Source organism: Microbacterium sp. 2FI, from assembly GCF_005502885.1.
In the GTDB taxonomy this organism is placed as follows: Bacteria; Actinomycetota; Actinomycetes; order Actinomycetales; family Microbacteriaceae; genus Microbacterium.
In genome coordinates, this window is the sequence record NZ_SCMR01000025.1 from 20,233 (window position 1) to 32,828 (window position 12,596).

Here is a 12,596-nt window from a genome sequence, read left to right on the forward strand (position 1 = left end):
CTGTACGACCGGGGTGTGCGCAGCCGGTAGAACTTAAGGGTGCTCCACGTCCTCGCCGTCCTCGCCGCCGCCGTGCTCTTCGGCACCACCGGCACGTCGCAGGCGCTCGGTCCCGAGGGCACCACTCCCCTGTCGATCGGCGTCATGCGCATGGTCATCGGCGGCACCGGTCTCGCGCTCATCGCTTTCGCACTCGCCGCACGCCACGCCAAGCGACCGGGTGCCGCGCCCCGCCCCTCGCTCGGCGTCCGCCCGGTCGCGCTCATGACGCTCACGGGCCTCTGCCTGGCGGTGTACCAGCCGCTGTTCTTCCTCGGCACCGAGCGCAACGGCGTCGCGGTCGGCACGGTCGTCGCTCTCGGGTCGGCCCCGATCCTCGCGGGCCTGCTCGAATGGGCGATCACACGACGGATGCCGACGCCGACGTGGATGGCGGCGACGGCGCTCGCGACGCTCGGCGTGGTGCTGCTCGGGGCCGGGGGCTCTGCCGGCGATACGGGTGGCACCGACCCGATCGGGCTCCTGGGGTCGGTCGGCGCGGGCGCGACCTTCGCGATCATCGCGAACGCACAGCGCCGGCTGCTCGATGAGGGCTGGGATCCGTTCACGGTCGTCGGAGGGATGGGCGCCTCGTCGGCCGCGATCGCCGCGGTCGGGCTGCCGTTCGTCGACCTCGCGTGGCTCGGCACCACGAGCGGCCTCGCGATGGCGCTCTGGCTCGGCATCGCGACGATCTCGATCGCGTACGTGCTGTTCACGTGGGGCCTCAGCGGACTCACGGCCGCGACGGCCGCGACGCTGACCCTCGGTGAGCCGCTCACCGCGAGCGTGCTCGGGATCGTCGTGCTCGGCGAACGACTGTCGACCCTCGCCCTCGTCGGACTCGTGGTGCTTGCCGCCGGGCTGGCGCTGCTGGCCTGGGGGTCGCGCGCCCCGCGGGATCCGGTGCCATTCGCGGTCGAGGGGTGAGGAGAAGAGCTTGTGAACATCGAGATCCGCGCCGATGACCTGTCAGGCGAAGCAACGCGGCGCCTCATCGCGCGCCACCTCGACGGCATGCATGAGACGTCACCCCCCGAGAGCGTGCACGCCCTCGACATCGAGGCGCTGCGGCATCCGTCGATCGCGTTCTGGTCGGCGTGGGGCGACGGGCATCTGGCGGGCATCGGCGCCCTCAAGGCCATCGACGCCGACCGCGGCGAGCTCAAGTCGATGCGCGTCGATGACCGCTTCCGCGGTGCAGGGATCGGGCGGGCACTGCTGCGGCACATCGTGGCCGAAGCGCGCGGGCGCGGCATGACGAGTCTCTGGCTCGAAACGGGAGCGACCGAGGACTTTCTCCCCGCCCAGCGCCTCTACGAGAGCGAGGGGTTCGTGCTGTGCGGTCCGTTCGACGGGTACGTCGAGGATCCGTTCTCGGTGTTCATGACCCGCGCGCTTTAGCCCTCCGCGCCGACCTTCATCCGTTTACGGACGGGACACGCCGCGAGGAACTCGCGCCCGCGCGGCGTGTTCCATCCGTAAACGGCTCAGACGGGGAGGAGGAGTGCGACGGCGTGTGCCGCGACGCCCTCACCGCGGCCGGTGAACCCGAGCCCATCGGTGGTCGTCGCCGATACCGACACCGGCGCCCCGCCGAGCGCCGCAGACAGCGCTGCTTCTGCTTCGAGGCGGCGCGCCGCGAATCGCGGACGGTTCGCCTGCACCTGGACCGACACGTTCCCGATACGCCAGCCGGCCTCGGCCAGCAGGTCCGTGGTGCGGGCGAGGAATGTCTCGGCATGGGCTCCGGCGTACTCGCGGTGATCCGTGCCGAAGTGCGTGCCGATATCGCCGAGGCACGCCGCTGCCAGCAGTGCGTCCACGATCGCGTGGGCGACGGCATCGCCGTCGGAGTGGCCGGACAGCGCCGGTTCGCCCGGCCATTCGAGACCCGCGAGCCACAACGCGCCGTCGCCGCCGAACGCATGCACGTCGGTGCCGATGCCGACGCGCGGCAGCGGCGGGTGCTGGTCTGCAGCCGGCCCGGATTCGTCTGCGGCAAGCAGCCTGCGAGCGCGGTCCAGATCGTCGGCGGTCGTGATCTTGAACGCACGCGCGTCTCCTGCGACGACCGCGACGATGTGGCCGGCGTCGGCGACGAGGGCCGCGTCGTCGGTGAACTCCGCGGTCGCCGCGCGGTACGCCGCGTCGAGGATGTCGCGGCGAAAGCCCTGCGGGGTCTGCGCGGCAGCGAGCTCCGACCGGTCGACGACGCCGACGATCTCGGCACCGTCGACACGCTTGATCGTGTCGACGACGGGAAGCACCGGCACGACGCCGGTCGAGCCGGACTCGACGGCCGCGATCACCCGCTCGAACACGGCCGGCGGCGTCAGCGCGCGCGCTGCATCGTGGACGAGAACGGTCTCGACCCCGGGAGACAGTGCGGCGAGCCCCGCGGCGACCGATGCCTGACGTGTCGACCCGCCGGTGACGACCGCGACACGGTCGGTCGAGGCGTCCGCCACCGCGCGTGCAACGCCGCGGGCGTCGTCTTCTCGCCCCGCAGGAGCGACGATCACCACCTGCGCAGGCGGCGACGCGAAGATGCCGGCCAGGGCATGGTGCAGGATCGTCCGATCGTCGATGCCGACGAACGCCTTCGGCTGACCCGCCGCCAGGCGCGTCCCCGAACCGGCTGCGACCACGATGATGCCGACGCGGAGGACGGGTGCGATGCTCACACCCCCACGCTACCGATCAGACCGGTCGCGATGCGCCTGCCGGCACGTGTCAGACGGCCGTCAGGACGCGAGAACCTCGTCGAGGATGACGCTGGCCTTCTCTTCGTCGGTCTTCTCGGCGAGAGCGAGCTCCGAGATGAGGATCTGCTTCGCCTTGGCGAGCATGCGCTTCTCACCGGCCGAGAGACCGCGGTCCTGATCGCGGCGCCACAGGTCGCGAACGACCTCGCTGACCTTGATGACATCGCCGGAAGCGAGCTTCTCGAGGTTCGCCTTGTACCGGCGGGACCAGTTGGTCGGCTCCTCCGTGAAGGGAGCGCGAAGCACTTCGAAGACCTTGTCGAGGCCCTCCTTGCCGATGACGTCACGGACGCCCACCAGATCGACATTCTCTGCGGGGACCTCGATGATCAGATCGCCCTGGGTCACGTTGAGCTTGAGATACTTCTTCGTCTCGCCCCTGATGATCCGGTCTTTGACCTCGATGATCGTTGCCGCTCCGTGATGGGGGTATACGACCGTCTCGCCAACCTCAAAAAGCATGGAGTTATGTCCTTTCGGCAACCTCCAGGATACCACAGGCGAACATGCGCTAAGGTTCTCCGCCCTGGCATCGGGGTCGCGCGGCGTCGCCCGCATGGGACGAACGCCGTGCCCCTAGAATGCAATGGATGCCGTCATCCGTCCTGGGAGGATCCGTGAAACCGCGCCTCATCGCGTCGCTCGCCGTCTGCGCCGCTCTCGCCGTCGGCACGACCGGCTGCAGCATGATCTCCAGCCAGGCGACGACCATCCCGTACTCCGCCGCCGAAGGCGTGAACGTCACGGGCTCCGGCCCTCTCGAGGTACGCAACGCCTTCATCGTCGCCACCGACGACGGGTCCGAGGGCAACTTCGTCGCCGCCATCGTCAACGACACCGACCAGAGCCACACCCTGACGGTCGAACTCGGCGAAGAGGGCTCGACCATCGACTTCACGGTGCGCGTGCCGGCGAACTCCGTCGTCAGCCTCGGCGGCGACGAGGAGGAGCCGATCCTGATCGAGGATCTCGACACGCCTCCGGGCGCAGACATCCCCGGCTACTTCCAGTCCGGCGACGGCGAGGGCGTGCTGGTCTCGGTCCCCGTGCTCGACGGCGCCCTCGACTACCTGGCACCGCTCGTTCCCTGATCGGCGAGCAAGGGTTCTAACGCCCTCACCCCTCGAAGCGGTATCCGAGTCCTCGCACGGTGACGAGCATCGTCGGCGACCCGGGGTTCTCCTCGATGCGCGAGCGGATCCGCTTGATGTGCACGTCGAGCGTCTTGGTGTCGCCGAAGTAGTCGCTTCCCCACACGCGGTCGATCAGCTGGCCGCGTGTGAGGACGCGGCCGGAGTTTCGCATGAGCACCTCGAGCAGCTCGAATTCCTTGAGCGGCATGCTGATCTCCGAGCCCTCGACGGCAACGGTGTGCCGGTCGATGTCCAGCAGCACCCGCCCACCCTCGAGCACTCGATCTTCGAGGTCGGTGTCGATCTGGGCGAAGCGCCGCAACACGGCGCGCATCCGCGCGAGCAGCTCGCGCGCCGAGTAGGGCTTCGTCATGTAGTCGTCGGCGCCGAGCTCCAGCCCGACGACGATGTCCACTTCGGAGTCCTTCGCCGTGAGCATGATGATCGGCACCGCCGAGCTGACCCGCACCTGACGGCACACCTCCGTCCCCGGCATCCCGGGCAGCATCAGGTCGAGAAGGATGATGTCGGCGCCCCGCTCGCGGAAGGCGGTCATGGCCGCCGGGCCGTCCTCGGCGATCTCGACCTCGTAGCCCTCTCGGCGCAGGAGGTAAGCCAGCGGGTCGGAGAGATCGGGCTCGTCCTCGACGATCAGAACGCGGGTCATGGGGTGTCTCCGTTCGGGAGGGGGGAAGGGGATGCTGCATCGACGACCGCGCGCTTCTTCTTGCGGCGGCGCTTGGCCGGAGTCTCGTCGACGGGGGCTTGAGTCTCGGGAAGGCGGATCGTGAACGTGGAGCCGCGACCCGGGCGCGACCACAGTCGCACCTCGCCGCCGTGGCGCTGAACCGCGTGCTTGACGATCGAGAGGCCGAGGCCACTGCCGCCGGTGCGGCGAGCCCGCGCCGGGTCGGCGCGATAGAACCGTTCGAAGACGCGCTCCTGGTCGCCCTCGGCGATGCCGATGCCGCGATCCGTCACCGCGATCTCGACCACGCCGTCGACCACCTTGATCCCTACGCCCACCTCTGAGCCGCTCGGGGAGTACACGATGGCGTTGGAGATGAGATTGCCGACCGCTTCGCTGAGCACCTGGGCATCGCCCAGCACGTACACGCCGCGACGACCGCCGCGCACGACGGCGACGCCGGCCGAATCGGCCTGGATCGCGTGGGCATCGAGGGCAGCCGCGACGACCTCGTCGACCGACACGGGGCGCTGCTCCGAGAGCTGCTCCGCCGACTGGAGCCGCGAGAGGTTCATGATGCGCGAGGTGAGCTGGCCCAGGCGATGCGCCTCGGCGGTCAGCCGTGCAGCGAAGATGCGCACCTGCGGCGGGTCGTCGGCGGCGGACTCGATCGCTTCGGCGAGGAGGCTGACCGAGGCGACCGGCGTCTTCAGCTCGTGGCTCGTGTTGGCGACGAAGTCGCGGCGCATCTCTTCGACGCGCTCGCGCTCGGTGATGTCACGCAGCACCAGCAGCGTGAGGCGCGGCGAGATCCGAGTCGCCCGCACCACGACGAGGCGGGGCTCTGCGGGGGGCGCTCCGCGCCGCAGGCGCAGCGTCTCGGTCGTCGCCGTCTGGGCGGAGCGGGCGGCTCGCGCGACCGCGCGCAGCTCGTCCGTGGGCAGAAGTCCGCCCTCGACGAGGCCGAACGGCCGCGCCGGCGCGGAAGCGGCGAGCACGGTGAACGATGCGTCGACCACGGCGGCGGCGTCGTCCATGCCGTGCAGCACCTCGCGCACTCCGTCGGGGATCGCCAGCGACGTCTCCGCCCGCGCACGGTCGCGGACACGCATGGACGTGACGATGAGCGCGGAGACGGAGCCTCCGATGAAGATTCCGGCGAGGAGGGCGAGCAGCGCGAGCTGCGTCGTTTCCATGGCTCCAGCGTAGAGGGCAGTTGCGGCCGGGCAACGGCGCTCGGATGCCGCCTCGACGCCGCGCCCGCTACTATTCACCGCGGCGGCACCGTCCGTTAACCTTCGCTGGCGACAATCGCCAGGGTCCCGGAGGCGGTGGCCTGCCCGGAATCAGGAAAGGTGCGTCCGATGCGCGAAGTTTTCCATCAGTCACTCGAGGACGTGCAGAGTCGTCTCGTCGAGATCGCCGAGCTCGTCACGGTCGCGATCGACAAGGCGACGCGAGCGTTCGGCTCGAGCGACGTCGCGCTCGCGGAAGAGGTCATCGAGGCCGACACCGTGATCGACGAGAAGGCACTCGCACTCGACGAGCTCGCGATCGAGATCCTCGCGCGGCAGCAGCCGGTCGCCCGCGACCTGCGGATCGTCGTGAGTGCGCTCCGGATGAGCGCATCCCTCGAGCGCATGGGCGACATCGCCGAGCACATCGCCCAGCTCACCCGCATGCGCTTCCCCGAGCGGGCGATCCCCAAGGGCCTCAAGTCCACGTTCCTCAAGATGGGCGAGCTCGACGTCGAGGTGGCTCGCCAGCTCACCGAGCTGCTGCGGACGCAGGAGCTCGCGCTCACCGAAGAGATCCGCAACGCCGACGACGCGCTCGACGACCTGCACATCTCGGTGTTCGAGAAGGTGCTCAGCGCCAGCTGGCAGGGCGACCCGTCCGCGACCGTGGATGCGACCCTCGCGAGCCGCTATCACGAGCGCTTCGCCGACCACGCCGTCTCGGTGGCCAAGAAGGTCGCCTACCTGTCCACCGGAGACTGGGCGACCTCGACCGACACAATCGACGTCGTCGTGCCGTAGTCCTGCGGCGAGGACCAAGAGAGCGGATGCCTTCGGGGGGAGGCATCCGCTCTCTTCTGCGTCTGGGCGCTACTTGCCCTGGTTCGCGACCGCGGCGGCCCCGGCTGCAGCGGCTTCTGGATCGAGGTACTCCCCCGGTCCGAGCGGCACGAGGTTCTCGTCGAGCCGGTAGACCAGCGGGATGCCGGTGGGAATGTTGAGCTCGGCGATGTCGGCGTCGCTGATGCCGTCGAGGTGCTTGACGAGTCCGCGGAGCGAGTTGCCGTGCGCCGTCACGAGCACGGTCTTTCCGGCCTGCAGGTCGGGGACGATGTCGCTGTGCCAGTACGGGAGGAAGCGATCGATGACCAGTTTCAGCGACTCGGTGCGGGGCACTGCGCCGTCGATGTCCGCATAGCGCGGGTCGCCGACCTGGCTGAACTCCGACGCGTCGTCGAGCTCGGGCGGCGGCACATCGAACGAGCGGCGCCACAGCATGAACTGCTCCTGGCCGAACTCCTCGAGGGTCTGCGCCTTGTCCTTGCCCTGCAGAGCGCCGTAGTGGCGCTCGTTGAGCCGCCACGTGCGCTTGACGGGGATCCACAGCCGGTCCGCCGAATCGAGCGCGAGGTTCGCGGTCTGGATGGCACGGCTGAGAAGCGAGGTGTGAAGGACATCGGGGAGGATGCCGGACTCGGCGAGCAGCTCGCCGCCGCGCGTGGCCTCGGCCCGCCCCTTCTCGGAGAGCCGGACGTCGACCCATCCCGTGAAGAGATTGAGCTCGTTCCATTCGCTCTGGCCGTGACGGAGGAGGATCAGCGTATAGGGGGCGGTCATGCGCCCCATGATATCGGCGCCCCACGGCAGGCATGTCCCATCGCCTGCGCACCGTGTCCCCATATCTCGGATGCCGCGGCCACCGCAGCCGAGAGAGTGGGACATGCTGGATGGGGGGAGGATGGAGTGATGGCAGCGTCACCGCTCGGGCAGATCACGCGGGGGACGACGGGCACCAACCGGCTGCGCCGCATCGACCGGTGGATCGCGCGGCATCCCGCGCTGCGCCGCGCCGAGGATCCCCTGGTCGTCGACCTCGGCTACGGCGCGAGCGCCGTGACGACGCTCGAGCTTCACGCCCGCCTGTCTGCCACCCGCCCCGACGTCGAGGTGCGCGGCCTCGAGATCGATCCGGCACGCGTGTCGCGTGCTCGCGCCCAGCTGGCCGAGGTGCGAGCCGGCCGCACCTCCTTCGCCACGGACGCACACGTCGAATTCGCGCGAGGCGGCTTCGAGGTGCCGCTTCCCGGTGGTCGTCGCCCCGCGGTCATCCGCGCGATGAACGTGCTGCGCCAGTACGACGAAGCGGACGTCGCGCGTGCGTGGGAGTCGATGACGTCGCGCCTGGCGCCAGGCGGTCTGCTCGTCGAGGGCACGTGCGACGAACTGGGCCGCATCTGCACGTGGGTCGCCGTCTCGGGCGACGGCGTGCCGCAGACGCTCACCGTCTCGCTCCGGCTCGCGGGCCTCGAGCACCCGGCGATCGCCGCCGAGCGACTGCCGAAGGCACTCATCCACCGCAACGTCGAGGGCGAGCGCGTCCACCGCTTCCTCGCCGCTCTCGACGCGGAATGGGGTCGCGCCGCGGTGGTATCGCCGTTCGGGCCCGTGCACCGATGGCAGAGCGCCCTCGCGGCGATGGACGCTGCGGGCTGGCCGCTCCGCGAACGCGGCCGGTGGCGCCTCGGCGAGGTCACCGTGCCGTGGGAGGCGGTGGCACCGGCATCCGTCGCCTGATCTCCTCAAATGCGCGGAACCACAGCCCGCGCGTCGGCCGGTGACATGCCGGTCGCGGTCAGCAGGTCGACGACGAGGGGCCGCAGCGCCGCGATGAGGTTCTGATCGCCGAGCGACGCACCCGGGAGCAGTTCGGCGGGGTCGAGGTGGGCGGCCACGGCCACGAGCGCCGCGCGCGCCTGCGGCTCGAGCGAGATGTCGTCGAGGGTGTCGGCGACGAATCCGGCTCCGCGGGCGATCTCGGCGACGATGTCGGCCGCGACCGGGCGCCTGCCTCCGTCGTCGCACAGGTACACGACGCGTCGGCCCACCACCCGGAGGTTGCGCGCGGCGAGATCCACCGACTCGAGGATCCGCCGGTGGCGGGCGAGTTCGAACCGCTGGCGACGCAGGAACGGCGAGATGCGCGCGATCGCGAGTCCGGAGTCCAGCGACGAGCGCCAGTCGTCCACGAGCGGCTGGATGGCCCGGGCCTTGTCGAGTCCGCGTGCGGCGCGCAGGCGGTCGCCGCGGTGCAGTGCCTGCACGAGAGCCGCCGCAGCCCCGTCGAACGCCGCGAGTACGGCACGGCCGTCGCGCATCTCGGCGCGCAGCGGATTGCGGGGAATGAGCGCGGTGACCAGCAGCGCCGCGATGCCTCCGACGATGCCGTCCACCAGGCGGAGGAACGGCCCGCTCGCGGGGATCACCATGACGATGAGCGACTGGATCGCCGCCGCGATCGCGAAGCTCGCCTGCGGTGAGAGGAAGCGGGCGACCACGAGTGTCAGACCGAGGCTGAGCGCCAGCTGCCACCAGCCCGTGCCCGCCACCAGGAGGAGGAGCTCGGCGACGAGGATGCCGACCAGCATCCCGATCACCGTCTCGAGGACCCGCCGGGGCCGCGCATCGCGCACGAGGCCGAGGCTCGACACCGTCACGGTCGCCGCGAGCAGAGGCGCGGGATGGCCGAGGACGTAGAGCGAGAACGTATAGGCGCCCGTCGCGGCGACCACGATCTGGATGATCGCTATGCCCGAGTCGCGCACGCGCAGGAGCGCCGGCCGCGGATCAACGCGCGCCCGCCAGCCGGTCTGGATCGCGGTGGTCGGCGGTTGCGCGCTCACCCGGTCGATCCCTCGAGAGCAGGGCGCACCGCGGTCATGTCGCCGCGGGTCGGCGAGACAGGCGCGTGATGCGGGGGATGTTCGCCGTCGCACCGGCATCCGGCGGCACGATGACCTCCTGCGCGGCGGCGAGCGCACCGCCATCGGGCGTTGCGACCGTGAGCGTCGCACCAACGGGCGTCGAACGCCGCACGACCGCGAGTGCGATCGGCCCCTCCTCGTAGTGCAGCGCGGCGGAGGTGATGACGCCGATCGCGTCTTCGCCCAGCCGCACCTCGGCGCCCGGGTCGGGAAGCACGCTGTCGCTGCCGTCGAGCTGCAGAGCGACCAGACGGCGCGGGGGGTGCCCGAGGTTGTGCACCTTGGCGACGGTCTCCTGACCGCGATAGCACCCCTTGCTCAGGTGCACGGCTGTGCGCATCCAGTCCAGTTCGTGGGGCAGCGCGCGTTCGTCCACCTCAGCGGCGCGACGCGGACGCCACGCGGCGACCCGCAATGCGTCGACGGCGACGAGACCCGCGAGGGCGAGATCGCCGGATGCCGCGGCCTCGGCGATCCGCTGCTCCTCCGCACGCGAGACGATCGCCTCGGCCCAGTCCCGATCAGCACCCGGGTGCGGGTCCACGGCGGCGTAGCCCCAGCCTCCGGCGGAGACGCCCGGCCAGGGGTCGGTCCATACGAGCGGCACGCCGGCCGGCTGGGCGGGGCTGAGCGCGGTGACGGCGGCACGCGTGCCCCCCACGACGGCGAACTCATCGCTCGCGTCGCGTGGATCGACGCGCAGCCGGAAGCGCATGCGGCGGAGCCACGCCAGCAGACCCTCGGCGGCGTCGCGATCGACGATGAGCCACGTGGTCTCGCCGTCGTCGAGGACGGAGGCCGCATGTTCGATGTGGCCCTGCGGATCCAGCACGAGCAGCTCGGTACTCTCGCCGGGCGCGAGACCGGTGAGGGCCTGCGACGTCAGCGAGTCGAGCCACGAGAGGCGGTCCTCGCCCGGGACCGCAAGCACGGCGCGGTCACCGAGCGGGGCGACGGCGTCGCCGGCAGTGAGGAGGCGCTGCTCCACGAGGGGACGGCCGAGGTGGCGGAGGCCGGACGCATCGGTCACGGCGCCCGGGAGCGCTCCGAAGGGCGACGGCATCACTCGACCCGGGCCAGTCGCGCCGAGGCGTGCGGTGCGAGCTCGTGACCGAGGGCCGCGATGTCCCACGCCCACAGCAGGTGTCCGTCGACGAGCCCGTACATGCGCGATGCCGCGGCATACGGCTTCGCGCCCGCCGGACGCACGACCGCGTCGGTGACGATGTCGATGCGCGGACCCTTGATCTGCCCGAGGTAGAGCTCGCTCACCCCGTCGGCATGGACGAGGGCGACCTCGATGTCGAACCCGCCGTCGGCGTTGCGCAGCAGCTCGACGTCATCGGCGGTGCGGGTGGATGCGGCATCCGATCGGGGAAGAAGGCCGGGGCCCGCGTCACCCGATGTCGCCGGACGCGCGAGCCGCCAGAAGCCCACCTCCGCGACGAGCGGGGTACGCGAGCCGTCGTCGCCGTGCAGCCAGGCGCTCGCGGAGTAGTTCAGGTGATCGCCGCCGTCGTGACTGAAGCTCACGCGATGCGTGAACTCACCCGCGAAGGAGTGATCGGCGTAGTCGATGACGCCGGTGCCCTCCCAGACGCCGACGAGCCACGACAGGGGTGCGAGGTCGGCCGCGAGATCGGTCGGCAGATCGAACACGGCTCGACCGGTCAGCGCTGGCCGCGATACAGGTTCTTGATCACGACGGCCGAGACGAACACGATCGCGAGCGAGGCGAGACCGAGGAGGCCGAGGAAGAACAGCTCGAGCGCAAAGAGGTCCATGCGACCCACTCTAGTCCGGAATGACGGCCGCGAGCCCGAACCCCAGGCTGATCACGCCCATCACCACGAGGGCGCCGACCACACTCGCCGCCACCCGCTCGGTGAATCCCTGAGAGCGTCCGTAGCCGAGCTGGATGGCGAACGCGAGGAGCAGGCATCCGCCCAATCCGACCGCCAGCCAGGCCGCGCGCGCATCGGGGCCGACGACGATCCCGACGAGGATGCCGACGACTGCGGCGACGATCCAGACGGCGATGATGCCGCCGAGCGTTCGACGGGGAGCGAGTTCGGGCACGGTCACGCCTCTCATTCTCGCGCAGGTTGCGCCGCCGCGCACGACCTTCACCGATCCGCGGCGCGTCGGCGGTGGGGCGGGCGTGAGAACCCGATGCCCCGGCACGCCCTACACTGGGGAGCACGGCGCGTCCCCCCGCGCCCGGAAGGCGACGCTTTGGCACAGCTCCTGGTTCTGAGCTCCACGCACGGAGGGGGCCCCGTCCTGCCCTCGCTCGAGCTGCTGAGCCACCGGGTGCGGCAGATCCCTGCGGAGCCGGCCCAGCTCGTGAACGCCCCGAGCGCCGACGTGATCTTCGTCGACGCGCGCGTCGACCTCGTCGGTGCGAAGTCACTCTGCAAGATCCTCAACACCACCGGACTCGACGCGCCGCTGCTGCTCGTGGTCACTGAAGGCGGCCTGACCGCCGTATCGACGGACTGGGGTGTGGACGACGTGATCCTCGTGACCGCCGGCCCCGCCGAGGTGGACGCGCGGGTGCGGCTGGCGATCGGACGCCAGACCGCCGAGCAGGTCTCGACCCGCATCCAGACCTCCGGCATCTCGATCGACGAGTCGTCGTATTCGGCGAAGGTCCACGGCAAGCCGCTCGATCTCACGTACAAGGAGTTCCAGCTGCTGCACTTCTTCGCGACGCACCCCTCGCGCGTGTTCACGCGTGAGCAGCTGCTGAGCGAGGTCTGGGGCTACGACTACTTCGGCGGCACGCGCACCGTCGATGTGCACGTGCGGCGCCTGCGCGCGAAGCTCGGCGACCTCGAGCAGCTCATCGGCACCGTCCGCAACGTGGGCTACCGCTTCAACGTGTACGAGGACGACCAGCTCCCCGCACCCCGCGAGACCTCGCAGGCGTAACGAGTTCACACGCCCGTCACTTCTCACTGCAATGA

15 protein-coding genes are annotated in these 12,596 nt (G+C 70.5%); 6 read left to right on the forward strand and 9 right to left on the reverse strand.

What is annotated here, in order from left to right; genetic code table 11:
• The first annotated feature begins 39 nt into the window (after positions 1 to 39).
• Positions 40 to 969, forward strand: a complete 930-nt coding sequence (locus FFS15_RS16230) for an EamA family transporter (RefSeq protein ID WP_137846090.1) — start codon at positions 40 to 42, stop codon at positions 967 to 969.
• Between the two features lie 12 nt (positions 970 to 981).
• Positions 982 to 1,443, forward strand: coding sequence for a GNAT family N-acetyltransferase (locus FFS15_RS16235; protein ID WP_137846091.1), 462 nt, complete (start codon positions 982 to 984; stop codon positions 1,441 to 1,443).
• A gap of 86 nt (positions 1,444 to 1,529) precedes the next feature.
• On the opposite strand, the gene ispD is transcribed toward FFS15_RS16235, so the two are convergent.
• Positions 1,530 to 2,726, reverse strand: coding sequence for a 2-C-methyl-D-erythritol 4-phosphate cytidylyltransferase (gene ispD, locus FFS15_RS16240; RefSeq protein ID WP_137846092.1), 1,197 nt, complete (start codon positions 2,724 to 2,726; stop codon positions 1,530 to 1,532).
• 60 nt (positions 2,727 to 2,786) lie between these two features.
• Entirely contained in the window at positions 2,787 to 3,269 is a 483-nt protein-coding gene (locus tag FFS15_RS16245; RefSeq protein ID WP_137846093.1) for a CarD family transcriptional regulator, read from the reverse strand.
• 128 nt (positions 3,270 to 3,397) lie between these two features.
• Between FFS15_RS16245 and FFS15_RS16250 the strand changes: the two genes are divergently transcribed.
• Positions 3,398 to 3,898: a DNA modification methylase gene (locus FFS15_RS16250; RefSeq protein ID WP_349290468.1), complete on the forward strand. Its 501-nt coding sequence runs from the start codon at positions 3,398 to 3,400 to the stop codon at positions 3,896 to 3,898.
• Positions 3,899 to 3,923: 25 nt separating this feature from the next.
• Here FFS15_RS16250 and FFS15_RS16255 read toward each other — a convergent pair whose 3' ends face one another.
• Both FFS15_RS16255 and FFS15_RS16260 read right to left on the reverse strand, forming a co-directional pair.
• Positions 3,924 to 4,607 (reverse strand): response regulator transcription factor, encoded by a 684-nt coding sequence (locus FFS15_RS16255; RefSeq protein ID WP_137846094.1) that lies wholly within the window; start codon positions 4,605 to 4,607, stop codon positions 3,924 to 3,926.
• Positions 4,604 to 5,824 (reverse strand): ATP-binding protein, encoded by a 1,221-nt coding sequence (locus FFS15_RS16260; protein ID WP_137846095.1) that lies wholly within the window; start codon positions 5,822 to 5,824, stop codon positions 4,604 to 4,606. Before FFS15_RS16260 ends, FFS15_RS16255 begins: the two co-directional genes overlap by 4 nt.
• 168 nt (positions 5,825 to 5,992) lie before the next feature.
• On the opposite strand from FFS15_RS16260, the gene phoU reads away from it, so the two are divergent.
• Positions 5,993 to 6,667, forward strand: a complete 675-nt coding sequence (phoU, locus tag FFS15_RS16265) for a phosphate signaling complex protein PhoU (protein ID WP_137846096.1) — start codon at positions 5,993 to 5,995, stop codon at positions 6,665 to 6,667.
• 69 nt (positions 6,668 to 6,736) lie between these two features.
• Here the strand turns inward: phoU and FFS15_RS16270 are convergent, their stop codons facing one another.
• Entirely contained in the window at positions 6,737 to 7,483 is a 747-nt protein-coding gene (locus FFS15_RS16270) for a phosphoglyceromutase (RefSeq protein ID WP_137846097.1), read from the reverse strand.
• A gap of 129 nt (positions 7,484 to 7,612) precedes the next feature.
• Here FFS15_RS16270 and FFS15_RS16275 point away from each other — a divergent pair, with 129 nt between their 5' ends.
• Positions 7,613 to 8,440, forward strand: coding sequence for a class I SAM-dependent methyltransferase (locus FFS15_RS16275; RefSeq protein ID WP_137846098.1), 828 nt, complete (start codon positions 7,613 to 7,615; stop codon positions 8,438 to 8,440).
• A gap of 5 nt (positions 8,441 to 8,445) precedes the next feature.
• Here the strand turns inward: FFS15_RS16275 and FFS15_RS16280 are convergent, their stop codons facing one another.
• The 4 genes from FFS15_RS16280 to FFS15_RS16295 all read right to left on the reverse strand — a co-directional run bounded on the left by FFS15_RS16280 (position 8,446) and on the right by FFS15_RS16295 (position 11,721).
• Positions 8,446 to 9,546, reverse strand: coding sequence for an FUSC family protein (locus tag FFS15_RS16280; protein ID WP_249354137.1), 1,101 nt, complete (start codon positions 9,544 to 9,546; stop codon positions 8,446 to 8,448).
• A 34-nt stretch (positions 9,547 to 9,580) separates the two neighbouring features.
• Complete coding sequence (locus FFS15_RS16285) at positions 9,581 to 10,690, reverse strand: glycine cleavage T C-terminal barrel domain-containing protein (RefSeq protein WP_137846099.1); 1,110 nt, start codon at positions 10,688 to 10,690, stop codon at positions 9,581 to 9,583.
• Positions 10,690 to 11,286, reverse strand: a complete 597-nt coding sequence (locus FFS15_RS16290; RefSeq protein ID WP_137846100.1) for an FABP family protein — start codon at positions 11,284 to 11,286, stop codon at positions 10,690 to 10,692. Before FFS15_RS16290 ends, FFS15_RS16285 begins: the two co-directional genes overlap by 1 nt.
• A gap of 135 nt (positions 11,287 to 11,421) precedes the next feature.
• Positions 11,422 to 11,721, reverse strand: a complete 300-nt coding sequence (locus FFS15_RS16295) for a hypothetical protein (RefSeq protein WP_349290469.1) — start codon at positions 11,719 to 11,721, stop codon at positions 11,422 to 11,424.
• Between the two features lie 141 nt (positions 11,722 to 11,862).
• Between FFS15_RS16295 and FFS15_RS16300 the strand changes: the two genes are divergently transcribed.
• Positions 11,863 to 12,561, forward strand: coding sequence for a response regulator transcription factor (locus tag FFS15_RS16300; RefSeq protein ID WP_137846102.1), 699 nt, complete (start codon positions 11,863 to 11,865; stop codon positions 12,559 to 12,561).
• Positions 12,562 to 12,596: the final 35 nt, after the last annotated feature.

Bases quoted from the DNA above. Each gene is read 5' to 3' on its own strand.
- FFS15_RS16245 (WP_137846093.1), bottom strand. From the start codon at position 3,269: ATGCTTTTTGAGGTTGGCGAGACGGTCGTATACCCCCATCACGGAGCG.
- FFS15_RS16250 (WP_349290468.1), top strand. From the start codon at position 3,398: ATGCCGTCATCCGTCCTGGGAGGATCCGTGAAACCGCGCCTCATCGCG.
- FFS15_RS16255 (WP_137846094.1), bottom strand. From the start codon at position 4,607: ATGACCCGCGTTCTGATCGTCGAGGACGAGCCCGATCTCTCCGACCCG.
- FFS15_RS16260 (WP_137846095.1), bottom strand. From the start codon at position 5,824: ATGGAAACGACGCAGCTCGCGCTGCTCGCCCTCCTCGCCGGAATCTTC.
- phoU (WP_137846096.1), top strand. From the start codon at position 5,993: ATGCGCGAAGTTTTCCATCAGTCACTCGAGGACGTGCAGAGTCGTCTC.
- FFS15_RS16270 (WP_137846097.1), bottom strand. From the start codon at position 7,483: ATGACCGCCCCCTATACGCTGATCCTCCTCCGTCACGGCCAGAGCGAA.
- FFS15_RS16275 (WP_137846098.1), top strand. From the start codon at position 7,613: ATGGCAGCGTCACCGCTCGGGCAGATCACGCGGGGGACGACGGGCACC.
- FFS15_RS16285 (WP_137846099.1), bottom strand. From the start codon at position 10,690: ATGCCGTCGCCCTTCGGAGCGCTCCCGGGCGCCGTGACCGATGCGTCC.
- FFS15_RS16295 (WP_349290469.1), bottom strand. From the start codon at position 11,721: ATGAGAGGCGTGACCGTGCCCGAACTCGCTCCCCGTCGAACGCTCGGC.